The 22,052-nt window shown below is 46.4% G+C and carries 18 protein-coding genes; 8 read left to right on the forward strand and 10 right to left on the reverse strand.

The genetic code is table 11. The features are described from left to right. Nucleotides 1–437: 437 nt before the first annotated feature. Nucleotides 438–5,354 (reverse strand): CHAT domain-containing protein, encoded by a 4,917-nt coding sequence (locus QUB04_RS24425; RefSeq protein ID WP_333288339.1) that lies wholly within the window; start codon nt 5,352–5,354, stop codon nt 438–440. 598 nt (nt 5,355–5,952) lie between these two features. On the opposite strand from QUB04_RS24425, the gene QUB04_RS24430 reads away from it, so the two are divergent. Further along, on the forward strand, nt 5,953–6,147 hold the full coding sequence (locus QUB04_RS24430) for a hypothetical protein (RefSeq protein WP_333225289.1): 195 nt from the start codon (nt 5,953–5,955) through the stop codon (nt 6,145–6,147). A 189-nt stretch (nt 6,148–6,336) separates the two neighbouring features. On the opposite strand, the gene QUB04_RS24435 is transcribed toward QUB04_RS24430, so the two are convergent. Beyond that, nucleotides 6,337–6,627, reverse strand: a complete 291-nt coding sequence (locus QUB04_RS24435; protein ID WP_333144753.1) for a hypothetical protein — start codon at nt 6,625–6,627, stop codon at nt 6,337–6,339. 220 nt (nt 6,628–6,847) lie between these two features. On the opposite strand from QUB04_RS24435, the gene QUB04_RS24440 reads away from it, so the two are divergent. After that, nucleotides 6,848–8,422, forward strand: coding sequence for a nucleoside transporter C-terminal domain-containing protein (locus tag QUB04_RS24440; protein ID WP_333288341.1), 1,575 nt, complete (start codon nt 6,848–6,850; stop codon nt 8,420–8,422). Between the two features lie 268 nt (nt 8,423–8,690). Continuing rightward, complete coding sequence (locus QUB04_RS24445; RefSeq protein ID WP_333288343.1) at nt 8,691–9,296, forward strand: DUF3318 domain-containing protein; 606 nt, start codon at nt 8,691–8,693, stop codon at nt 9,294–9,296. Between the two features lie 160 nt (nt 9,297–9,456). Here the strand turns inward: QUB04_RS24445 and QUB04_RS24450 are convergent, their stop codons facing one another. Together QUB04_RS24450 and QUB04_RS24455 are read right to left on the reverse strand one after the other, a co-directional pair. Then, nucleotides 9,457–9,588 (reverse strand): hypothetical protein, encoded by a 132-nt coding sequence (locus QUB04_RS24450; protein WP_333288345.1) that lies wholly within the window; start codon nt 9,586–9,588, stop codon nt 9,457–9,459. A 131-nt stretch (nt 9,589–9,719) separates the two neighbouring features. Next, on the reverse strand, nt 9,720–10,376 hold the full coding sequence (locus QUB04_RS24455; protein ID WP_333288347.1) for a Uma2 family endonuclease: 657 nt from the start codon (nt 10,374–10,376) through the stop codon (nt 9,720–9,722). 389 nt (nt 10,377–10,765) lie between these two features. Here QUB04_RS24455 and QUB04_RS24460 point away from each other — a divergent pair, with 389 nt between their 5' ends. Continuing rightward, nucleotides 10,766–11,176, forward strand: a complete 411-nt coding sequence (locus tag QUB04_RS24460; RefSeq protein ID WP_333104801.1) for a hypothetical protein — start codon at nt 10,766–10,768, stop codon at nt 11,174–11,176. Between the two features lie 571 nt (nt 11,177–11,747). On the opposite strand, the gene QUB04_RS24465 is transcribed toward QUB04_RS24460, so the two are convergent. From QUB04_RS24465 to QUB04_RS24475, 3 genes are all read right to left on the reverse strand, one after another. Next, the gene (locus tag QUB04_RS24465) at nt 11,748–11,909 is read right to left on the reverse strand and encodes a hypothetical protein (RefSeq protein ID WP_333288349.1); all 162 of its coding nucleotides are present in this window, start codon (nt 11,907–11,909) and stop codon (nt 11,748–11,750) included. Beyond that, a complete protein-coding gene (locus QUB04_RS24470; protein WP_333288350.1) occupies nt 11,900–13,684 on the reverse strand; it encodes a glycosyltransferase family 39 protein in 1,785 nt (594 codons plus the stop codon). Before QUB04_RS24470 ends, QUB04_RS24465 begins: the two co-directional genes overlap by 10 nt. Before the next feature lie 116 nt (nt 13,685–13,800). Then, nucleotides 13,801–15,018: a glycosyltransferase gene (locus QUB04_RS24475; RefSeq protein ID WP_333288352.1), complete on the reverse strand. Its 1,218-nt coding sequence runs from the start codon at nt 15,016–15,018 to the stop codon at nt 13,801–13,803. Nucleotides 15,019–15,158: 140 nt separating this feature from the next. Here QUB04_RS24475 and cofH point away from each other — a divergent pair, with 140 nt between their 5' ends. Next, on the forward strand, nt 15,159–16,304 hold the full coding sequence (gene cofH, locus QUB04_RS24480; protein ID WP_333288355.1) for a 7,8-didemethyl-8-hydroxy-5-deazariboflavin synthase subunit CofH: 1,146 nt from the start codon (nt 15,159–15,161) through the stop codon (nt 16,302–16,304). Nucleotides 16,305–16,366: 62 nt separating this feature from the next. Here cofH and QUB04_RS24485 read toward each other — a convergent pair whose 3' ends face one another. Then, nucleotides 16,367–17,011: a Uma2 family endonuclease gene (locus QUB04_RS24485; protein WP_333288357.1), complete on the reverse strand. Its 645-nt coding sequence runs from the start codon at nt 17,009–17,011 to the stop codon at nt 16,367–16,369. Nucleotides 17,012–17,499: 488 nt separating this feature from the next. After that, on the reverse strand, nt 17,500–17,865 hold the full coding sequence (locus QUB04_RS24490) for a hypothetical protein (RefSeq protein WP_333288359.1): 366 nt from the start codon (nt 17,863–17,865) through the stop codon (nt 17,500–17,502). A gap of 134 nt (nt 17,866–17,999) precedes the next feature. Between QUB04_RS24490 and QUB04_RS24495 the strand changes: the two genes are divergently transcribed. Genes QUB04_RS24495 through QUB04_RS24505 form a run of 3 tightly spaced genes read left to right on the forward strand, consistent with a single transcriptional unit; the run spans nt 18,000 to nt 20,438 of the window. Further along, nucleotides 18,000–18,242 (forward strand): helix-turn-helix transcriptional regulator, encoded by a 243-nt coding sequence (locus QUB04_RS24495; protein WP_333288361.1) that lies wholly within the window; start codon nt 18,000–18,002, stop codon nt 18,240–18,242. Between the two features lie 10 nt (nt 18,243–18,252). Beyond that, on the forward strand, nt 18,253–18,978 hold the full coding sequence (locus tag QUB04_RS24500) for a restriction endonuclease (RefSeq protein ID WP_333042058.1): 726 nt from the start codon (nt 18,253–18,255) through the stop codon (nt 18,976–18,978). Beyond that, a complete protein-coding gene (locus tag QUB04_RS24505; protein WP_333288363.1) occupies nt 18,975–20,438 on the forward strand; it encodes a class I SAM-dependent methyltransferase in 1,464 nt (487 codons plus the stop codon). Before QUB04_RS24500 ends, QUB04_RS24505 begins: the two co-directional genes overlap by 4 nt. A gap of 248 nt (nt 20,439–20,686) precedes the next feature. On the opposite strand, the gene QUB04_RS24510 is transcribed toward QUB04_RS24505, so the two are convergent. Continuing rightward, a complete protein-coding gene (locus tag QUB04_RS24510; protein ID WP_333288365.1) occupies nt 20,687–21,925 on the reverse strand; it encodes an LL-diaminopimelate aminotransferase in 1,239 nt (412 codons plus the stop codon). Nucleotides 21,926–22,052 lie beyond the last annotated feature (127 nt).

Genomic DNA, 22,052 nt, shown 5'->3' on the forward strand with positions numbered 1-22,052 from the left:
AAGCGAGTGCAAATTAACCCATATCCGTACAAACACTAAGAAAAAAGGAAAACAGAACCACATTTGTGTCAAATGTGGCTGTCAATCGATCGCTGATTATGACTCCCACGCCTGGTTACAGCAAGACTCTGAAACCGGAATGCCTAAAAATGTAGGTCAATCGTATAGGTTTTCGGGCAATTAACGAATCAAGGGAGTTCATCACACCACCCTAATAAATTCGGTAACACTTGTGGGAAAACTATTAGGATGTCATAGTTTCGAGACATTTGAGAGGGTTTCCGGTTGCATCTGAGATATTGCACCATTCTCAATTAGGTTTTTAGGAACAGGCAAGATGCCGGTTCCACAAAAGATAAATTTTCTTGTGGAACAGGCCGAAAAGCCTGTTGCTGACAATGGTGCGCCTCTTTTTCCTTCTTCATTCAACATCCCCATTACCAAGGATTGCCAATCATTGTAAAGGCGGCCCAATAATAAGGATGCGAAAGCACTCGATCGCCCCGCGCCGCAATTTCTGGAGGCAAAATTAGATCCCCAGAAAGCCCATCGGCTCGCAACATTCCGTCTTGAATCCGCACGCGCCCCCGCAGCATCTCCAATTGCGCGCGGCGCAAAGCCTCCGCTTTAATCATCAAATTGCCACCGCGTCTGGGGGCCCGCAACTGCCGATAAAACTCAGTCATCAGCCCCAAAGTCCCATCATCGCTGACTTCCCACAAACTCGCTAAAGCGGATCTAGCACCGCTAGCTACCGCCAAACCCGCAAACCCCAACTCCGCCTCTTCGTCGCCCAAAGCGGTACTGCACGCGCTTAAAACTAACAGATTCACCGGCGGTTCATTCCACCGCAACTGTGCCATTTGATCGATACGTAATTTAGTATCCCACAACTGAATGTAAGAATTTTTCGGTTCCCCAGGCAGGAATTCGCTGTGAGTTGCTAAGTGAATGATTCCAAAAGGCCGATTTGCCCGCTGAGCTTGCAAATTTCCCAGAGTAAAATCTTGATTCAAAAATAATTTTCCTTCACTTGGCGGCGCGATCGACTCTAACTCCACCGGTACCGCTGGTAATGGCGCTTTATCTTCAAATACCGACGCCCCCATTGCCAAAACTTCATCATCCGCAATATTGTCGTAGCCGATATCAGTCAAACTCAGACTCGGCATCACGCTAATACTGTATTGCTCAACTAAAAATTGTTTGCCATTGTGAAGAGCAGCAAAGGGCACACTCCGCAAACCTGCTGCCGGAATTACAATTAAATTGTCAATCTTTAAAGCGGCCAATTCTGGGGCCATTGGCGCAATTAACCAGCGATAAAGTTTTTGAGCAGAATCCAAATAACTAATGCTGCTTCTTCTTCTGGGATTAGTTATTTCGGTTTGCAGGGCATCCGCCAATTGCAACACCTGCCACCGCGTTGTCGCCGGAACTACAACGCGCATCGGTTGAGCGTTAGCTGTGACTAACACTAATTCTAAAAGCTCCCCGTTAGGAACATCGGGAATTTCTTGGCTCAGTGGCGACAACCTCTGGGCCAACTTATCTTCTAAGGGGCGATGGGGCCCGGAGGTGAGGTTATTTCTCACAGGCAATAGATTAGATAAATCCCCACTTGCCACCAGCACAGAACCATTTTCTTTGGCTGCGGCTGCATCCGATCTCCTGAGCCAATTCATATAAATAATTGCAGATTTTATCCCACTAATTTGTTCGTTTTTGCGAAGGGTTTCGTAAATCACCGATAGATTAGTAATCGGCTTCCTTGGGGGCAAATCTAGATATTTTTCGTACTCGCGAGTAAAGGTTTGTTCAAATTCTAAAACTCCCGAACCTGCCGCATCTAATCTGCGAGAAGGAGCGAAAATATCCTGGCTAATTGGGGAATTTCGGTCTCGATTGGGCGATCGCAATTCTACTTGCAAAGATGCCGGAAATGACTGCTCCGGATCGGGATTTACGGACTCTAGAGGCGGTTCGGGAATTGGTTCGGGAATTGGTGCGGGAATTGGTGCGGGAATTGGTTCGGGAATTGGTGCGGGAATTGGTGCGGGAATTGGTTCGGGAATTGGTTCGGGAATTGGTTCGGGAATTGGTGCAGGAGTAGAGGGCGCGGTCGGTGTAATTAGGGAAATCTGATTTGGTAAACTTCCTTGGGTGTAAGTTTGTCCAAAAGAAAAAGTGGGCAAAATGGCGTTTCCCACGCCAGCATTAATGCTTCCTCTGGTTCCATTGTCGATCGCGCCGCCAACTACAAACGGTCGATCGCTATTGCCTCCGTGGCGAATTGCGATCGCCCCCGCCCCCGCACCTCCGGTAGTAGAAATACTGGAAACATTGCCCGATATATCATCGTTGAAAACATTGTTCGATCGAAACAAACCGAGGGTTCTCACATCAACGCTGCCGCCAGTGCCACCAGTGCCGCCTCTAGCGTTGATAAAGCCCAACTGAATGTCAGCAGTCGCGTTCAGGGAGACGCCCCCGCCGTTTCCGTTTGAAGTGCCGCTGGAGTTGAGATCGAGAGCGGAAATCCCCGCCTTCGACGTGACAGCAATATTTCCGCCGATCGCCCCCGAAGCGTTCAAAGCTCCCGCAGTTAAAGGGCCAGCATTGGTTTGGAGAGCGATCGCGCCTCCTGTGCCCGCCGATGACGAGTCGATCGCACCTGCAGCAACAGTATTCCCCTCAACCCGAATCCTCCCACCATTCGAGGTAATATTGCCAGTCCGAACCTCGCCGCTTCCTTGCAGGTTCACGCTGCCACCATCCGTCCTTAAATTACCCTCTAAGAGGACATTTTCTGCCTTGATATCGGCTCCCAAAACGGCCGTGCTGTCCCCCCCGAAGCGAGCGGAATCTCGCGCGTTAACGCTCAAAATGCGCGCTGTAATGGTGGAAGCAGCCGTCACGCTAGCAGCATCGGCCGAGAGCTGGCCCAACCTCTGAGTTTGACCGACTAGGCCGCCAAAAGTAATGTTGCCGCCAGCGCGCAGCGTCAAATTATTAGCCCGGCCCGGCGTGCTGTCGAGGGTATTGGCAAAAGTGATATTGCCGGTAGTGGCGGCTAGGGCGGCGGTGCGATCGACTGTGACGTTACTATTGAAAGTCATGTCGCCAGATGTCGCCATATTGCCGGATACCTCGGTACTGCGGGCGTTGACATTCAAACTCGCCAGCGGTGCAGCTTGACCAACTGTAGCGCCGAACAGCACTCGCCCAGCGTCTAGTCTCAGGGCGTGAGCTCCGTCTAGGCTACCGGAGAACAGAATGTTGCCGGTAGCTTCCGTGCTCAAAGCCACGTCAGCATTGAGGGATGCGTTTCCTGTAAAAGTGAGATCGCCGCCGGATGTCGCAATGTTGGCGTTGAGATCAGTTTGGGGCGCGTCGAGAGTCAAGCTAGCGCTGCCGCTTGTATTCAGGGGATTGTCGATCGCGATCGAGCTGCCTTGAAGTGTCAGCGGGCTGTTGAAGGTAATGGGTGCGACGATCGCGATCGACGAGCTGCTACCGTTTTCGCGCCCGATCGCGATCGAGCCGAAATCCCCCGCCAAAGCGCCGAGATCCGTTGCCGTCAAGTCTAAAAGGCCCAAAATATCGCCGGTGCCACCGATTTGAATTCGTCGGTTGTCGTTGGGCTGCAAGCGAATTGTTCCCCCCGCACTGCTGACAGAATTGCTGCCGCCTCTGAAGTCAATGCCGCTAGCAGTGAGAGCGATATTGCCGCTGTTAGCATTGAGTCCGCCCAGAGAGATGCTGCTGGCAAAAATGTTGATGTTGCCACCTTGAGTCTCGATTAAATCGTTGGGGTCATTGACCAAAAACACTCCGCCCGCTCTAAATGTTACCGTGTCTCCCGTTCTCGCTTGCAGGGAAAGTTTGTTATCGGGCAAGTCTTGGAGGGTGATGTAGCCGGGGGTATCTAAAACCACGTTGCTGCCGGCTGTCATCTGTTCCAACTGCACTTCTGAGATCGATGTTTCATTGGGTTCGGGTTCCGATTCCAGTTCCCCGCCAGTCGATGGCGCGCTCGTGTCGCCGTTACCGCTGACGATCGTAATATTTGCCGGATCGAGCCACAAATTGCCGATCGCACCGTTAGTCGCGCGGGTATCGACCTCTCCTTGGAAAGTTAAAGCATTTTTGCCGGAAACTTCTACTCTGCCGCCGTTACCTGCGGCAGTGCCCCCGCGAGCAGTAATATTGCCCAAGAAGCGAGTTATATTGTCTGACCAAATTACCGCCGTGCCGCCATTGCCGCGGTCGATCGCGTTTGCTGCGATCGTAGAATCAGGACTAACATAAGTTACCTGGGCGTTTGGCACTGGTTCCATCCCCCGGAAACCGCCTCCGACGCGCACAGTACCTCCGCCGTCAGTGCCGGAAGCATCGATATTTGCGCCGAAGAGTCCGACTTTTTCCCCTAAAATATTGACTGTGCCGCCAGCATTCCCAGAGGGAGCAAATACATTTACAGAACCGGAGACGATCGCACTTCCGGCAACTGCCGGCACTGTTTGCCCGCCAGTCAGTACCAATTGACCTTGTTCGTTAGTGGTTAAACCTGTGGCTGACACTACGCCGGAGCCCGTCAGCAACTGAGGCAAAGAAACCGGGGCGATCGCCGATTGTTCTGACTGCAAAGACGGAGTAATTTCTAAACTTAATAAATTGCCAACTTGACTGATGCGGACTGCATTTTGTCCCGGAACAGCAGCCACAGTAATTTGACCGTTGGGAGCGGATAATTGTCCTGTATTAATAACGGTTCCACCGAGCAAAGTTAAACTTTGCCCGCTGCCAACTGCCAAGTTTCCGGCATTGATAATTGCACCGATTTGTGAATTATTAAAATTAAATTGATTGGGATTTCCCAGTAAAGCTTTGTAATCATTAATTCCCGCCGAATTGAACCAGCGATCGCCGAAACCAATACCTGTAGCAGTTGTCGCGAAAAAAGACCCCGGCACGTTTAATCTAGCATTTTGACCGAAGACAATTCCCGCCGGATTCATTAAGAATAAATTTGAGTTGCCGCCGGTTACAGAAATCAGACCGTTAATGATGGAAACATTGTTGCCGGAAATCCGCCCTAAAATATTTTGAATATTTGGATTAGTTAGAAAATTAGCGATTTGACCTTCGCTGAGATTAAATTGGCTGAAGCTGTGAAACAGATTTGCGCCGTTTCCTGACAGTTGTCCGCCACTAATGTCTGTGCGGTTTTGCTCGGAGTTAACAACAGTATTAGTGCCGTCATTTGCAGGAACGACAGATTGCGATCGAACTGCTAGCGGTAGCAGCCAAAAACCTAATGTCAAAATTAGAGCAGAACGAAAATAGGTCATTAGTCAGTTGTCAGTTCTCAGTTGTCAGTTGTCAATAGTCATTACTCAATAGTCATTAGTTAGTGGTTATTTTTCTTATATTTGTTGTTATTTGTTGGTTCCAATGACCAATGCCCCATGCCCCATGCCCCATGCCCCATGCCCCATTCCCCATTCCCCATTCTAATCTCTTATCGTTTTGATTTTTTTTGAGCTGTAATGTTCCGCCCAAGTGCCAATAAACTTAAAAAGGTCGATCAAACACTACCACCGCCGGGGTCGATCGCACTCCCAAACCACCCGTTGCCAGAATGTCGGAAATACAATGCAGATTTTATAGCAATCCTAAATGATTCGTGTAATTCTTGTAGGGGCAATCCCCCCGTGGTTGCCCCGATAGATAGGGGGTAGGCACGGGGAGTAGGGGTAGCACTACCCCTACATATTTTTACAAATGATTTAGGATTGCTATATATTGATCTGTAACGAGTGTATTGACAAAATCCCCCCAGAGTCCTAGGATTGGAGCACTGATTGGGTGGGAAAGTAAAAACCCACACAATAACTGGCTCCTCTAATAAAGTTAAAAGCAAAATATTGATGCTTTTAGAGACCAACCATGCAAACTCAAACTTCCTCATTTCTAACTGAACAAATAGTAGAGCAGATATTTTCGTCAGGCGAACTGACTCGCGATGACAGACAGCGAATTCAGTCAATGCTCTTAAATGAGTCTATCGGAGAAAATGAATTGAGCTTAATTGAAAGAGTCATGGAAGGCGTAGTCAAGGGAATACTTGACGTGCTCGATTAGTTTAGAAATGGCGCTCACCTATCTAAATGTAGGGTGCGCCGAGCCGCGCACCTTACCTTAATTTTAAATATAGCAACCGCCAAGACGGTTAGGACATTCTTAATCGCCGAAACCATAGCTATTACTGCTTTTTCCTTCTTCCTTCTTCCTTCTTCCTTCTGCTATAAAATCGAAAATTCTGTCACCGTTCTAAAAATCATCATCGGGGCCCTCATCCGGGCCGTCATCCGAGCTCTGATCGCGACGCACAAGTTCAGAAGGAGGCCTATCGTTACTCCAGGCCCACCACACGCCGCCGCACTGGCAGCGGTAAAATTCTTGCCACTTGCGGCGGTTGAACTCGGTATATACTGGCGATCGGCGATTAATCCAGACCTCAGCGGCATCCGTGCAGCTAGCGCCACACTTGGGGCAGCAAAACTCATTAGCGTGAACCGCCGTCGCAGTCCATTCAGGAGGATGTGGAGCAAAAGCTTCCATGTGTTAGAGTTTCTATCTAAACTGCTGGTAATTACGGCAAATCAAGGGTTGCTAAAGATCCGCAGAGTTCGGAATGACCTAAGCAATGACATAAGTACGCTGTTGAGTGCGTAATTCATCAGCCCGTTATTTTTTTTAGCATTTGCCGTCAGATGAATAGTATAACTGATGTGGTGCAAACCGTCGATCGGCATTCTTAAGTATTTCAAGGACTAGGCTCATGTCTATCTACAATCTTATCTCGTTTCTGGGCATCTTTGGCTTGTGTGCGATCGCCTGGGTTTTTTCCGAAAACCGACAGCCCAAGTATATTCCCTGGCGCGTCATCATCTGGGGCATTGGCTTGCAGTTAGTCTTAGGATTTTTAGTATTCCTGTTCCCCCCAACTCGCATCGCTTTAGAGGGGTTTACTAAGTTACTGGATGGAGTATTCACTGCTGCTGACGCTGGAGCTAGATTTGTATTCGGGAGTAATGTTGTACCCATACCTGGTAAAGAGCCTGCAGTTAATTTAGGATATATTTTTGCCTTTAGAGCTTTACCGACAGTCATCTTTTTTTCTGGCCTCATGGCCTTGCTATACAACATCGGCGTGATTCAAATTGTCACCGAACTTTTTGCCAAAATCTTTTATATGACAATGCGGTTGAGCGGCGCAGAAGCCCTCAGCGGCGCGGCTAATATTTTCGTAGGAATTGAAGCGGCAATTGTTGTCAAGCCTTATTTGCCGAAAATGACTCGTTCGGAACTTTGTGCAATCCTCTCTTGCTGTTTTGGGACAGCCGCTTCTTCAACTTTAGCAATTTACGTCAGTTTTCTAAAGCCAGTTTTTCCCAATATTTTATGGCATTTAGTTTCCGCCTCAATTATCGCCATTCCCGCTTGTTTTGTTCTATCCAAAATCTTAGTACCTGAAACAGGCGTGCCCGTGACAATGGGTGGCATTCCCAAGGAAGAACCAAAGCCTAAAGGCCGCGAGTTTGTGGGCGAAGAAATTTCCGAAATGGATCGCGCAGAATTCAAACAAGAGACTGTTGGGGGAGAACCCATCGAACGAGTCAGCCCTTTGGATGCAGCGATAATTGGTGCATTGGACGGTGTAAAAATGGCGGTGGCAATTGCCGCTGTTTTGATTTTAATCTTAGGCTTAGTTTCGTTAATTAATCAATTCTTTGGTTGGCTGGCATTTTTGCCCGGCCCCATTGGTGGTTTTTTCAAAGTTGTCACCTTAGCAAACATTATGGGATTTTTATTTTATCCCCTGACGCTATTAACAGGAGTTCCCTTTGATGACTCTTGGCAAGCGTCAGTAATCATCGGTCGCAGGCTATTAGAAACAGCCATTCCGCCCTATCAAAGTTTAGCAGAAGCATCGGCAAAAGGACTGGTGAGCGATCGTACAGTTTTAATTGTCAGTTACGCCCTATCCGGCTTCGCCCACTTAGCCTCCGTCGGCATATTTGTCGGCGGTACGATCGCCCTAATTCCATCCCGCCGCAAAGACATTTCCGAACTAGGTTGGAAAGCATTATTTGTCGGCACCTTAGCTACAATGATGATCGCTTGCATCGCCGGCACCTTCGACACCGGAGACGCCAGCATTTTAGGCGCTCAAACAGCTCCTGCGGCCCCGTTAACAGCCCCTGATTCTCCGAAACCGCTGCCATCCCCAGCCGCGAATTCAAAGCCATCTGTTGCCCCAGCAATTGCCAGTCCGAAGCCTTCGCCCAATACCGAAAAAGCGGCTCCGAGAGCTCAAAAATCTCCCTCTCCCGCATCCAAGAAAAACCCTTAATTATCTTCTATGGACTTGTAGGGGCGGGTTTTACGAACAATATTTAACTCCCGTCAAAAATCTACAGAAACCCGCCCCCACACAACCCATAACCTACATCTACTTTGATTTCGATCGCATCAGCCATTGGGTGGGGGCGGGTTTACGAGATTGTAGGTTTTAGGCAATTATTGTCGGTAAAACCCGCCCCTACAAGCCCCTGATAGATATTATTGTTTTTTAGGCAGATGCAATCACCAATTACCAATTATCAATTACCCTAAAATTTATGAATCCCGATCCAGAAATTCGCCGCCTGTTAGATGTGATGCCCGCTTCCGGCCGCATGATGTGTAAAATTATTAATAAGCCACAACAATCAACGGTAATTGACTGCGATTTTCCTTTGCCTTGGAATCAATCTCGCCCGATTTATATTAATTTTGATTTGTGGCGGCTGCTATCTAAGCCGCAGCGGGATTTACTGCTATTGCGGAATGTAAGTTTTCTGTGCAATTTTAAGTGGTTTAAACCGGATATTTATCAAGGTGCGGCTCTGGCGGGAATTGTCGGGACTGTTGTAGAATTGTTGCAGGGAGATGCGATCGGCACTGCGATCGCGGGCGGTTTGACGGGACTCGCCATGACTCGCATTTGGCGCGACAACCGCAGTTCCCAAGTAGAGTTAGATGCTGACGAAGGGGCGATTAGAGTAGCGGGAAGGCGCGGTTACAACGAAGCAGAAGCGGCCGGACATTTGCTTGGGGCGATCGAGGCTGTGGCGCAAATTGAAGGCCGCAGTTTGGATTTTAATGAGTTGATTCGGTGTCAAAACTTAAAGGCAATATCGGGTATTTCGGCGGTGGGCGTACCCGATAGTGTCAGGCAAGAGTGAGAATGACTTCCCGATCGCAACTGATCAAAGCCAGAGTAGTTTTCTGGCAACCCGTCAATAATGTGAAGGCCGAGTCTCAAGATAAGGAGAACATAGAAATTATAGCTTAGCTATGTCTTCTCCCTAATCAGGCGATCGCCCCTACTGCAAAAAAATATCGCTACTCTACCCGATCGACCTTAACATACAAAGATTCCAGAAACTTAACCGCTTCATCCACCATAGCTTCTGGTAATTTCTCCAGAATCGCATTCTGAGAAGTTTCTTGATTAATTTCTTCTGGTTGCTGCAAGTCTGTTTCTACTAAGGTGCCAGTTTCAAATGATTTTTGCTTCGATCAAGCTGCTTTTGGAGTTACAAAACTTCTACTTTCCTCGTCTTAATGAGTAAACTGCATCCCAAATCCTCGCTCTAATAATTACTTCACCTCAGACTATTTGGATCGATTCCTAACTCCCGCAATTTTTGTGCTAATCTGTTCACCTGTTCTTCAGGAGTCAGATAACGTTTTCCCTCTGCGTCGTACCAATACAGCCACTCCCTCGTCACCCCAGAATAATTTCCCCTTTCACAACCAATTCCTAAACCTATTTCGGGCATCCAAACGGGATGTCCCGACTGTAATTCATACTTCCCATTAACTAACTTATGTACTTCCAATCGGGGTTTGCGACGGCGACGAGATGAATAGATAATGTAATAAAGCACGCCTAAATCTTGATATTCCTCCAACTTTGTGCTGTATTCCTTGCGATACTTTTTGGAAACGACTTCCAGCACCAAAGTTGGGACAACATTTTCATCCCACAGCACGTAACTGGGACGCAATTCTTCATCGTAAAACCGTTCTACTCCTAAACTCAAGAAACCGTCGGGGACAATTGGAGCTTTTTCAGGGTGATAATAGATACCCATATCTATGCCAAAAAACCAGTCCATGCGTTCTGCCCAAATTATGAGCAATATCGCTTTTAGCAACCCCGGTATTAGTTCTTGAAGTTCATTATCCACAGGCGTTTCGTCAGAATCTGGCAGTTCATCGGCTGAGGGCAAGTACCTCGGCAAGTTGTAATTTAACATTGCAGTTTTTCCCAAAACTTACATCAATTATAGCGTGGTTGTTTGTCGCTCGACCCTATATAACGTTTTTTATTGCTCGCCATTGCATGATAACCGCCTAATTTTAATACCTAATTTAAACGCCTAATTTGAGCGATTAAATAAACACTTTACTACTGAAAAAAAACCATATTAAAATTTGTAAATAATTGAGTCATGTATTTATTTGTGGTCTAAGATAACGTCATTGCTCAACTAGATATAGTTTTCGCTTGCCGCAGAGCGAGCGAGAAAAAATCATCAATTAGGACGCATATTGATTGCAGTAGCTCGATGCTAGATCGCGCTCGCAATCGCGTGCAAGTCTGTCACTTTCCTATGGGCAAACATACCCAATTTACAATACAGCCATGAACAACCCAGAAACTGCGAATGCCTGGATTATTTACCGACTCCTGCCCAACTTTCAGCGCTTACCCGTCGCCCAATTTCGCAGCCGCAGCGAAGCAGAATCTTCCCTGAAAGTCATCCGGCAAATGCTACCCAATACCGAATTAATACTTGCTTTCGAGGTTGGGCCAGAAAATCCAACTACCGAACTCAATCAGCCCCCTGCTAAAGAACCAAACTTGCAAACTTCAGTTAACCGAGAACTCTTGAAACTTTTCATTATCAGTTCTCGTCCTGTTGTTTCCCGCGTCATTCATTCTTTTCACCGCGATAATTTTGCCTGCGTTTCTGACTGGAGTCCGCTTGTCCCAACTCAAAATCCAGGTGAAGTGATGAGCGTCTTAATTAAACATTTGGCCGCTGACTCTTAGCGTTTGATTGAACAGTCTCGATCGTATTTATAGCGGTAAGGTGCGCCCAGCGCACCCTACATCTACATCAGCGGGGTGATGCTTATTGGTAATAGCTTTAGCAATGTCAGTTTATTGAGTCATAAATTTCTCGATCGCTCTTTCTAGTCGATCGGATCTGATATCTTGTACCATTGTCAGCAACGGGCTAGAAGCCCGTTCCACAAAGAATGGATAGTCTTGTGGGGAGTAGGGGTTGGGCAGGTCAGCAACGGGCTAGAAGCCCGTTCCACAAAGAATGGATAGTCTTGTGGGGAGTAGGGGTTGGGCAGGTCAGCAACGGGCTAGAAGCCCGTTCCACAAAGAATGGATTGTCTTGTGGGGAGTAGGGGTTGGGTACGTCAGCAACGGGCTAGAAGCCCGTTCCACAAAGAATGGATTGTCTTGTGGGGAGTAGGGGTTGGGTACGTCAGCAACGGGCTAGAAGCCCGTTCCACAAAGAATGGATTGTCTTGTGGAGTCGGCTTCTAGCCCGCCCATAAAAAACTTATTGAGAATGTTGCAAGATGTAAGTCGGATCGTAGGGAGCATCTCATATTTGTAAAAACACTTCTTCTGGCTCCTTCCTTCTTCCTTCTTCCTCTTTTCTCCTGACTCCTGACTCCTGACTCCTACCTCCAATTTCTAGCGGAGGGCTGCTTTCATTGAGACGCTCCCGGACTGTCGTTGCGGGCGATCGCCAACTCAGGAACAATGATAAACTTGATATTCATACCCATCCACCGCAGGCAACTCGCGCGATTCAACCTGGCATTTTTGTGCTTCTAGATTCACAGGTGCGCGAAAATTAACCAACCACAAATCAAGCGGGCGTTCTAATTGACTGAGTGTTTTATAAAGTATCCCTGCCGCTATTTCCGGCCCATCCCTTCTCTGATTAGCTAAAAGAAACAGCGGAGAATCAAAAGCTTTAACTTCTTCTTTCTTCCTAACATCCGTTATATCCGTTACATCCGCTACAAAATCCGTTGCCGAACTTCTTTCCCATTCCCACCCTATCCCCATCAACTCTCCTATTTCTACATGAGTCTTTTGAGTAGTGGCAATTAACACGGGAACTTTCGATAATTCGCGGATAACCGGAATTAAAAGGTCTGGTTTGTAATATTTGCGATAGCCGAGATTGGAATTTACTGTGACACCGCTCACAAAACCCATTGCTAAAATTAGCACCACTGCTTTTTTGCCCGGAACTTCGATCGCCCGTAAATTAAACCATTGACTTTTTACTGTATGTGTGTTAAAAGTAACCGCCAAGGTTGCTCCTAAAAGCAATATCACCCCCGGAAAGTAGACGAAATTGTATCGAGCCCCGCGAGTTAGGTCAATTCCTAGAATATATGCAAAGCTGAAAAATAGGAAAATTGCTCCTAGCACAAACCCGCCGAAAGTAACAGTACCTAAACGAGTATCTGGCGTTGTTAAGGAATTTTTAAAAGCGCTAAACAGGATGGGAAGCACCAATATAAAAAATATTGTCATGGCGATCGCCGATACAACTACTACTGCCAAATTTTGCGATTCCACAGGCAGCAGAGACATGACAGTGATCCATCCAGCTAAAGCTTGAAAAATCGGATTTATCCAATCTAAAAATGTGCGATCGCCGCTGACAATCCAATTAGTTAGTTCGCTGCCGTATTTATTCGACAAAAATACCGGCAGCCAAACTAAACCGCCCGCCAAAGTACCCATCGCTACTGCGAAAAGCCGCCACAGGATTTGAAATTGCCAAATATTAGGCCGCTGGCTGTTGTCAATTGGCAACTTTCCATTTAACTGCTGCGAGATTACCGCAATTAATGCTATTGCTTCGGCACACAAAGTCAGTGCAAAAAAGTAGTGAACCGCAATTCCCAAACAGTTAACAACTACCCAAAGCAGCACCGCCCAAATAGGTATGGGAGCGCGCTGTTGCAGCTTTTTGGCAGCTAAGGCGAGGCAAAAAAGAGAGGCAATAACTAATAAGATTCCTAAAGTGTAATGGCGAGCTTCTTGAGCCAGATAAATGCCGTAGGGAGAAACTGCCATCATCGCGGCCGCACATTGACCGACTAAACGAGAACTAAAAGCAAACTTGCCCAAAAAGTAGATAGCGGGAACTGAAATCACGCCCAATAGAGCAGGGAGCGATCGCCCAATCCAAACTAAACTATCCTGTGAAGGCCCAAACAGTCGCATCCACCAGTGGGCGAGCATAAAATACACTGGTGGATGGTTGCTTTCTAGCAGCAAATGGTTGAGGACATCTGCAATCCCAGCACCGGAACCTAATTGTAGCGGTTGTAATAATGTAGAAAGGTCGATCGCGCGATCGAGATGCACCCCTCGAAAACTGTTGCCCAAGCTAAAAACTAGAGTCGAAAACTCGTCTGTCCACAGCGGTTTAGAGTTTAAATTGGCAAATCGCAAGATCAAGGCGATCGCCGTCCACAGTAATAGCAACAACAGTTGTTTGTTCTTTATCATTAATTCAGTCATTCAAAGGCATTGGGAAGAAGAGTCATTAGTCATTAGTCATTAGTCATTAGTCATTTTATCAATGATCCATTACCAATTACCCATTACCCATTACCCATTACCCATTACCTATCTACGTCCGTCACCCGCCAACTCAACTTCATATTAATCCAGAAATTCCACAGAGTCACAGCCACGATCGCAATTAAGTTAGCCAAATATTCATTCATCCCAAAAACATTAAACAGCACATTAACCAGCAGCACATTCAAAATCAAACCCATCAAGCAAATGGTATTAAATTTCAACAGCCGTTTCAATCGCTGGCGCTTTCCTGGCTGCCGCTTAGAAATATCCCCAAAAGTCCACAAATCATTCCACAAAAAGTTACTGATAATTGCAAATTCAGCCGCAACGATCAGACTGCGAGTTAGCTCCCAATTGAGGATATCCCGCAGCACGTACAAAACCCCCATATTCACAAATACGCCGCTGAAACCCACAAGGCCAAACCGCAGAAACTTGCCCATCGGCCAGCGGGCAAACCGCAACCTCAGCAAATGCCGCAAATACTCAATATACTGTTTCCAGGTAACTTTGCTCTCGCCTTCTTGTCGCTCCTGAAACACGTAACCAACTTCTCCAATCCAGCGGATGTCGCCCCTGCCGAGCACTTCAATCAAAATTTTGTAACCTGCAGGATTCATGGTTTTGCCCGCTATGCAACTGCGACGCACCATAAAATAGCCGCTCATCGGATCGGAAACTCGGCCCACCACTCCCGGCAGGATCACCAACCCCACGGTTTGAGCGCCCCGCGATAAAAATCGCCTGACAACGCTCCAGTCGCTCACCCCGCCGTCGGCAACGTGGCGGCTCGCAGCGGCCAAATCGGCGCCCCGCTGAATTTCTGCTAAAAGCTGCAACAGCGTCTCCGGGGGATGCTGCAAGTCGGCATCGATGACGCCCAAAACCTCGCCCCGAGCGGCCTGCCACCCGCGAATTACCGCTGTGGAAAGTCCCCGCTCGTCTTCGCGGCGCATCACCCGCAATTGCGGATATTCCGGTGTCAGGGACAGGGCGACTTCCCAGGTGCGATCGGGGCTGTTGTCATCGACTACAATTAGTTCGTAGTTGCCGGGAATACTTCCGTCGAGCAAGTGGCTCAATTTTTCCACAATACTCTTGACATTCTTGCACTCGTTGTAGGTGGGAATGACCAGGGAAAAATAAATGGGCGGTGTGCCTGCGTCTGTAAAAGTTGAATTGAAAGTCTGTACAGCAGGAATTTGCAAAGGCCCAGACGGCACTGGCAAGAGGTGATTGGCTTGGTTTATGCCCATAATTTCAGTTCCCAAAAAGTAAAGGATGGTGTTGTAAGACTTGAGATTTTAGAAGATCGTTCCTCCATAATTGATTAGTTAAAATATAAAAACGCCTTAATTCCAGGCAGCAATTCAGTAGCTTAGCTAACAAAAAAACTGTGGATGCAATTCTAGATCGAGCTTTACAAGGTTATAACATCTCTACAGCAGAGGCATTGGTTCTTTTGCAGCAAAGAGATCCCGATGCGCGAGCTTCTATTCAAGCAACCGCTGACTTGCTCCGCCGCCGACAATCAGGGGATACTGTCACCTACGTTATCAATCGGAATATTAACTTTACTAACATTTGCGAGCAGCATTGCAGTTTTTGTGCATTCCGCCGCGACGAGGGAGATGAGGGCGCTTTTTGGTTAGATGCGGCTCAAATTCAGGAAAAGGCAACTGATGCAGTGCAGCGGGGTGCGACGGAAATTTGTATGCAGGGGGGCTTAAATCTTCAAGCTAAGCTCAACGGCGCATTTTTACCTTATTATCTGCAATTGGTGAAAACTATTAAGGATAAGTTTCCTCAATTGCACTTGCACGCTTTTTCGCCCCAAGAAATAGAATTTATTGCCAGAGGAGATAATCTTAGTTTCAGCTATGTAATTTCAGCTTTGCAGGATGCGGGAGTTGGTTCGATGCCGGGAACTGCGGCGGAAGTTCTCGACGATTCTGTGCGACGGGTAATTTGCCCAGAAAAACTAAATTCGGCAACTTGGCTGGAAATTGTGGGAACTGCTCACCGTCTGGGTTTGCCGACAACGAGTACGATGCTTTGCGGGCATATTGAGACGGCAGGGCAGCAGGTTTTGCATTTAGAAAAAGTGCGATCGCTCCAACAAACTGCGATCGACCAAAACTATGGGGCACGCATTACAGAATTTATTTTACTACCATTTGTCGGACAGCAAGCACCGGCACCTTTGCGGAGTCGAGTCGGCCGCGACCAACCAATTTTAGCAGATACATTGTTACTCACCGCAGTATCGAGAATCTTCTTAGGCAATTTGATTTCCAATCACCAGCCGAGTTGGGTAAAATTAGGTTTAGATGGAGCTACAGAAGCGCTGAAATGGGGCTGCAATGACATCGGCGGCACTTTGATGGAAGAGCACATTACAACGATGGCCGGTGCGGTTGGCGGCAGTTGTCAGTCTGTCGAAGATTTGCAAAATGCGATTCGTTCTTTGGGCCGGAGTTATCAGCAAAGAGATACAATTTATCGACCTTTAGGGGTTGACAATTTGGCAGTAAGTGTGTGATTTTTGGGATACCAAGTGCGAAGTGCGTAACGTCTCCTACGAGTTTAGCCGTTAGCGAAGCCCTAGGAGAGGATCGCACTTTCAAATTCTTCTAGCGCTTGCAAATTTCCAACCTGCCAAGCACGTTCTACTGTAGCCGGAATCAGTTGGGCGATCGCGATTTCTGGAAAATTCGGACTAATATCCGATTCTACATACTCTCCATCTTGCAGCAAATAAATGAGAAGTCTGCCGCTGTCATAAACCCATACTTCTGGAGCTCCAATAATTTTATAGGCATCGATCTTAGTTTTAGAAGTAACATCCGTCTCAATTGCCAAATCGGGCGGCGGATCGTCCGGTAAAAGTCGGCGGCGGCCAATCATCCGCTGATAATTTAGAATATAAAAGCAAGCATCAGGTTCAACTCCTGCTGCACCTTCCCGTTTGAAAGTAGTAGAACCAAATGGTTCATATATTCTGCCCGCAGACTTGAGTAAATTTTTTACAATATCGGAAATTAAATCTTTCGGAATTTCCCGATCTAGTAAGGGAACCCTAATTTCTAAGGTACTGTTGCTGTAGGCAATTCTAGTTCTTCGCTTTTCTCCTAATTCCTGCAAAATCGACTCAAATTCCAGCCAAGTTATATTGGGAATAGTTACCACACTACCGGGAGAAAGCGTTATTTGGCTAACTGGTTTTAGGACGGGGGTGATAACAATCATAAGCTGAATTGCGAGCTAGTTGTTAAGTTTGTGCCAAGGGCAGGCAGGATGCCTACCCCACAAGAAAATTTATTCTTTGTGGAACAGGCATCTTGCCTGTTCTCGATCGTTAAATTTGTGCCAAGGGCAGGCAGGATGCCTAACCCCTACACCCTACAAGTAAACTCATTCTTTGTGGAACAGGCATCTTGCCTGTTCTCGATCGTTAAATTTGTGCCAAGGGCAGGCAGGATGCCTAACCCCTACACCCCACAAGAAAACTCATTCTTTGTGGAACAGGTATCTTGCCTGTTCTCGATCGTTAAATTTGTGCCAAGGGCAGGCAGGATGCCTACCCTACAAGTAAACTCATTCTTTGTGGAACAGGCATCTTGCCTGTTCTTGATAAGAATACAAGATATCTGTTGAGTTTAGCACGGGCAACGAGAAGAGATTCGCGATCGCACTTTTGACTCAATTCTAGAAACATCGATCGCACATTTATGAATTCATTGCAGCCGGATTAATTTGACTAAAAGACTCATGATTTCTCCCTGATCGGGTGTAATAATGATCCGATTGTCGGGAATCGCGATCCTCTTCGAGGGCTGCGCTAACGGATGAGTCCAACGAACAGCTTCCTCGTAGCGCAATGCGTGCAGTTGGTGGATAGTTCGGCGTACCCCCAGCGGCGAACCAATGATGACGTGACGGACTGCTTCGCGATCGCCCTCAAAGGTTTGGTTGGTTAAAACATTCGGCGATGTTTGGTTGGATGATGAATCTTGCAACATAGCTTTGACCAATAATTTTGGATAGGTTTGATGCTTTGTAACGGTAAAACCGCGTACAATGACAGATTGAAGAAAAGACAACAATTCCCCTACAGCACAAGTGGCTTAGCTGGTGCTGTCTAATCTATATTAGACTAACTGTAAATTAATTTAGGGTAGATTTCAATTATTTTAGGCCAAAGCCAAATAAATTAATATAACTTAACAAATAGCCTATGGAAACCTCAGAAAGAGCCGATCGATCGCCCCTAATGCGACTGAGAGTTCAGCGGTTTATGACTCAAAAGCAGCTAGCAGAAGCACTTGGCGTTACGGAAGCGACGGTAAGCAACTGGGAATCGGGGCGATCGGTACCGAAGCTAACGCCTGTTCAATACAAGAAGTTGCTAGAGATTCTGCAAATTACCTCTGCTGAATTACCAGACCAATTTGGTTTTCCCAGCGAGGGCGATCGATAGAATATTAAGAGTGGCAAATAATAATGATACTGTTTACCTTCTCAGCCAATTAAAAATGTGGTGGTTCATCAAAATGACAACTCTGACCGTAGAAATTCTTTGTTCTGAGGCGGCAATATTTTCAGCAGCCGAGTCTCAACACCCGGAACCTCTGCTTTACGGAATCACAGACGGAAAGGCTGTTGGAACATATTTGGAGCAAAAGTTCAGACTCTATCTCAAGCAGCAATATGAATTTATAGATGGCAATTCAGCAAGCGGCATCGATTTCCCAGGGATATTGGTTGACGTGAAGGTAACAAGTGTTAGGCAACCGCAGTCGTCATGTCCTTTCAAATCTGCAAGGCAAAAGATTTTTGGGCTGGGATATTCACTGATTATCTTTGTTTACGAAAAGACAGACAACAGTACCATCCGAACTGCAACGCTGAATATTTTGCATACAATTTACGTTAGTGCCGAAAGAACAGCAGATTTTCAAATGACCCGTGGAATTCGCTATATTTTAGATAACGAAGGCAATAAAGATGATTTGCTTGCTTTCATGTTTGACAAAAATCTACCTGTTGACGAAATTGAAGCAGGTAACATTGCAGACGAAATACTGAGAAACCCACCCTTGCAAGGTTTTTTGACCATTTCTAATGCGTTGCAATGGCGACTTCAGTATGGAAGGGTCATTGAGCGTGCCGGACAACAGGAAGGTGTTATCGCAGTTTATAAATCTAACCAATGAGTTCTAACAATCGCAAAACCAAACTAGAATACGGCGATTTTCAGACACCGCCGGCATTAGCCGAGATGGTATGTCGAAAATTAGTAGAACTTAATGTCAATCCTGGCACCATAATTGAGCCGACGTGCGGTATCGGTAATTTTATTCAAGCTGCTGCACGTTCGTTTCCATCCGCCGCCAAAATTATCGGGGTTGAAATAAATCAAAATTACTTAAAAGAAGTCAGACTAAATAAGCAATTATTTCAGGATGAGAGATGCGATATTTGGCACGGAGATTTCTTTGATTTTGATTGGAAATCATTAGTCGATCGATGTAGCACTCGACTGCTTGTACTCGGCAACTTTCCGTGGGTGACCAACTCGCAACAAGGAACTATTGGTAGCGAAAATTTACCTAAAAAAAACAATTTTCAAAATCACAGTGGCTTAGATGCTCTCACAGGTAAGAGTAACTTCGATATCTCAGAATGGATGCTGATTCAGGCGGTGCAATGGCTGCAAAAGCGCGATGCCGATCTAGCGATGCTTTGCAAGACTTCGACTGCTAGAAAGTTATTGAATTACCTTCACTCTCAAAAACTCAATCTCGCTGACTGTGCAACTTACAAAATAGATGCTAAAAAATATTTTGATGCAAATGTTGATGCTTGTTTGTTAGTCTGCAAATTTGATGCTCATTCGCGAAACTACTTCTGCGATGTATTTAGCAGTTTAGAAACTTCAGACTGTCACCGAATTGGATATCACAACAATCTCTTGGTTAAGGATATAAATTCTTTCAGTAAATTGAGTAATTTATATGCTGTGAATTCAGGGACAAAATGGCGATCGGGTGTAAAGCACGACTGTTCTAACGTGATGGAGTTTCGCAAAATAGACAATTATTTTGTAAATACATTCGGAGAAGTTGTCGATATTGAGGACACTTATCTGTTTCCGCTAATCAAAGGCTCTGGTGTTGCTCAAAATCGAATTAATGCTACCGATCGATATATGCTCATTACTCAAAAATTTATCGGGGAGTCAACTGAAAATATCAAAAAAATAGCTCCTAAAACCGGGCGCTATCTGGAGGATTGCGGGCAATATTTAGATAATCGAAAAAGCAAAATTTATCAAAACAACCCTCGATTTTCGATTTTTGGAGTTGGCGATTATACCTTCAAACTTTGGAAAATTGCGATTTGCGGGCTTTATAAAAAACTGGATTTTAGGTTGATCGGTGAAATAGCTGATAAACCTGTGGTTTTTGATGATACTGTTTACTTTCTCGGCTTTGACGACGAGGGAGTTGCGCGTCAAACTTTTGAGCTTTTGAATTCACCGGCGGCGATTAACTTTTATTCAGCGATCGTATTTTGGGATGAAAAGCGCCCGATTAAATCCAGTATTTTAAATTGTCTGAATCTGGCACTACTGGCAGATTGGGAGTTTGTAACCGCAGATGCACGCAGATAAACGCAGATGGATAGAGATATAATTTATATTATCAGTAATTCTGAAAACCTATAACTCTAACTTTACCCAAGCTCGTAAACTTCGAGGAATTTGTGGAGTGGCTGCCTGAAAATTCGGCAGTAAGCTGATTATAACTCACATTTTTCAGCATTTGCATGAACAGGCAAGATGCCTGTTCCAGAAGAGATCAATTTTCTTGTGGGGTGGGCCGAAGAGCCCGCCCCAAAAAGACTTAATCTCTCGCGCTTTTACACCTTAAACTTCTCCACAATTCGTCTCATCGCTTCCTCCACATTCTCCCGACTATTAAACGCCGAAATGCGGAAATAACCCTCACCCGCCGCACCAAAACCAGAACCCGGAGTTCCCACCACATTGCAAGTTTCCAGCAACTTCTGAAAGAAATCCCAACTCGACAAACCGTGAGGCGTTTTCACCCACACATAAGGTGCATTTTCGCCACCAAAAACCTCGATTCCCGCCGCTGTCAATTTCTCCCGAATAATCGCAGCATTTTCCATGTAAAAATTGACTAAAGCCTGAATCTGTGCCTTGCCAGCATCAGAATAAACCGCCTCAGCACCGCGCTGCACGATGTAAGAAACACCGTTAAACTTAGTAGATTGGCGGCGGTTCCACAACTTCCAAATTTCGACATCGGAACCATCGGCTGCTTTTCCAGTCAAAGTCTTCGGTACAACTGTTAGCGCACAGCGAGTACCCGTAAAACCAGCATTTTTGGAAAAAGAACGAAATTCGATCGCACAATCCCGCGCCCCTTCAATTTCGTAGATAGAATGCGGTAAACTCGGATCGGTAATATACGCTTCGTAGGCCGCATCGAAGAAAATAATCGAACCGTTAGCCTTAGCATAATTTACCCAAGCTTGCAAGTGTTCCTTGGTTGCAGTTGCCCCCGTCGGGTTATTCGGGAAACACAGGTAAATTAAATCGACTTTTTTGTCAGTGGGAATTTCCGCAGTAAAATTGTTTTCCGCTGTAATTGGCAGGTAAACTAAGCCGCCGTATTCGCCATTTTCGTTCGCATCTCCCGTGTGGCCAGCCATCACGTTAGTGTCTACATACACCGGATAAACTGGATCGGTAACTGCGATCGTGTTATTGTTGCCAAAGATATCGAGAATATTGCCACAATCGCACTTAGAACCATCAGAAATAAAGATTTCCGAAGCATCAACATCGCATCCCCGCGACTTGAAATCGTGCTCGGCAATTTTCTCCCGCAGCCACTCATAACCTTGTTCCGGGCCGTATCCTTTAAAGCTATCCCGCGAACCCATTTCTTCCACCGCCGCCACCATCGCCTCTCGACAAGCAGCCGGTAGCGGTTCAGTCACGTCGCCAATCCCCAGCCGGATGATGGGCGCTTGGGGATTCGCCTCTGCAAAGGCTTTCACCCTGCGCCCAATTTCGGGAAACAGGTAGCCAGCTTTGAGTTTGAGGTAGTTGTCGTTGATAGTTGCCATAGTTCGATCGCTACAAATGTCGTACAATAGCTTACTCCCAATTGTCTCTCTCCAGAAGCAGGAAGTTCGGCAACCGATGTTGTAAAGGATTTAACCGATGTGACGGAGGAGGTTCACGGAAGAGGAA

Origin of the sequence: Microcoleus sp. D2_18a_B4 (assembly GCF_036702475.1) — a bacterium.
Classification (GTDB): domain Bacteria; phylum Cyanobacteriota; class Cyanobacteriia; order Cyanobacteriales; family Microcoleaceae; genus Microcoleus.

Bases quoted from the DNA above. Each gene is read 5' to 3' on its own strand.
- QUB04_RS24425 (WP_333288339.1), bottom strand. From the start codon at position 5,354: ATGACCTATTTTCGTTCTGCTCTAATTTTGACATTAGGTTTTTGGCTG.
- QUB04_RS24460 (WP_333104801.1), top strand. From the start codon at position 10,766: ATGAACAACCCAGAAACTGCGAATGCCTGGATTATTTACCGACTCCTG.
- QUB04_RS24510 (WP_333288365.1), bottom strand. From the start codon at position 21,925: ATGGCAACTATCAACGACAACTACCTCAAACTCAAAGCTGGCTACCTG.
- QUB04_RS24495 (WP_333288361.1), top strand. From the start codon at position 18,000: ATGGAAACCTCAGAAAGAGCCGATCGATCGCCCCTAATGCGACTGAGA.
- QUB04_RS24505 (WP_333288363.1), top strand. From the start codon at position 18,975: ATGAGTTCTAACAATCGCAAAACCAAACTAGAATACGGCGATTTTCAG.
- QUB04_RS24470 (WP_333288350.1), bottom strand. From the start codon at position 13,684: ATGATAAAGAACAAACAACTGTTGTTGCTATTACTGTGGACGGCGATC.
- QUB04_RS24475 (WP_333288352.1), bottom strand. From the start codon at position 15,018: ATGGGCATAAACCAAGCCAATCACCTCTTGCCAGTGCCGTCTGGGCCT.
- QUB04_RS24430 (WP_333225289.1), top strand. From the start codon at position 5,953: ATGCAAACTCAAACTTCCTCATTTCTAACTGAACAAATAGTAGAGCAG.
- QUB04_RS24485 (WP_333288357.1), bottom strand. From the start codon at position 17,011: ATGATTGTTATCACCCCCGTCCTAAAACCAGTTAGCCAAATAACGCTT.
- QUB04_RS24435 (WP_333144753.1), bottom strand. From the start codon at position 6,627: ATGGAAGCTTTTGCTCCACATCCTCCTGAATGGACTGCGACGGCGGTT.
- QUB04_RS24455 (WP_333288347.1), bottom strand. From the start codon at position 10,376: ATGTTAAATTACAACTTGCCGAGGTACTTGCCCTCAGCCGATGAACTG.
- QUB04_RS24445 (WP_333288343.1), top strand. From the start codon at position 8,691: ATGAATCCCGATCCAGAAATTCGCCGCCTGTTAGATGTGATGCCCGCT.
- QUB04_RS24440 (WP_333288341.1), top strand. From the start codon at position 6,848: ATGTCTATCTACAATCTTATCTCGTTTCTGGGCATCTTTGGCTTGTGT.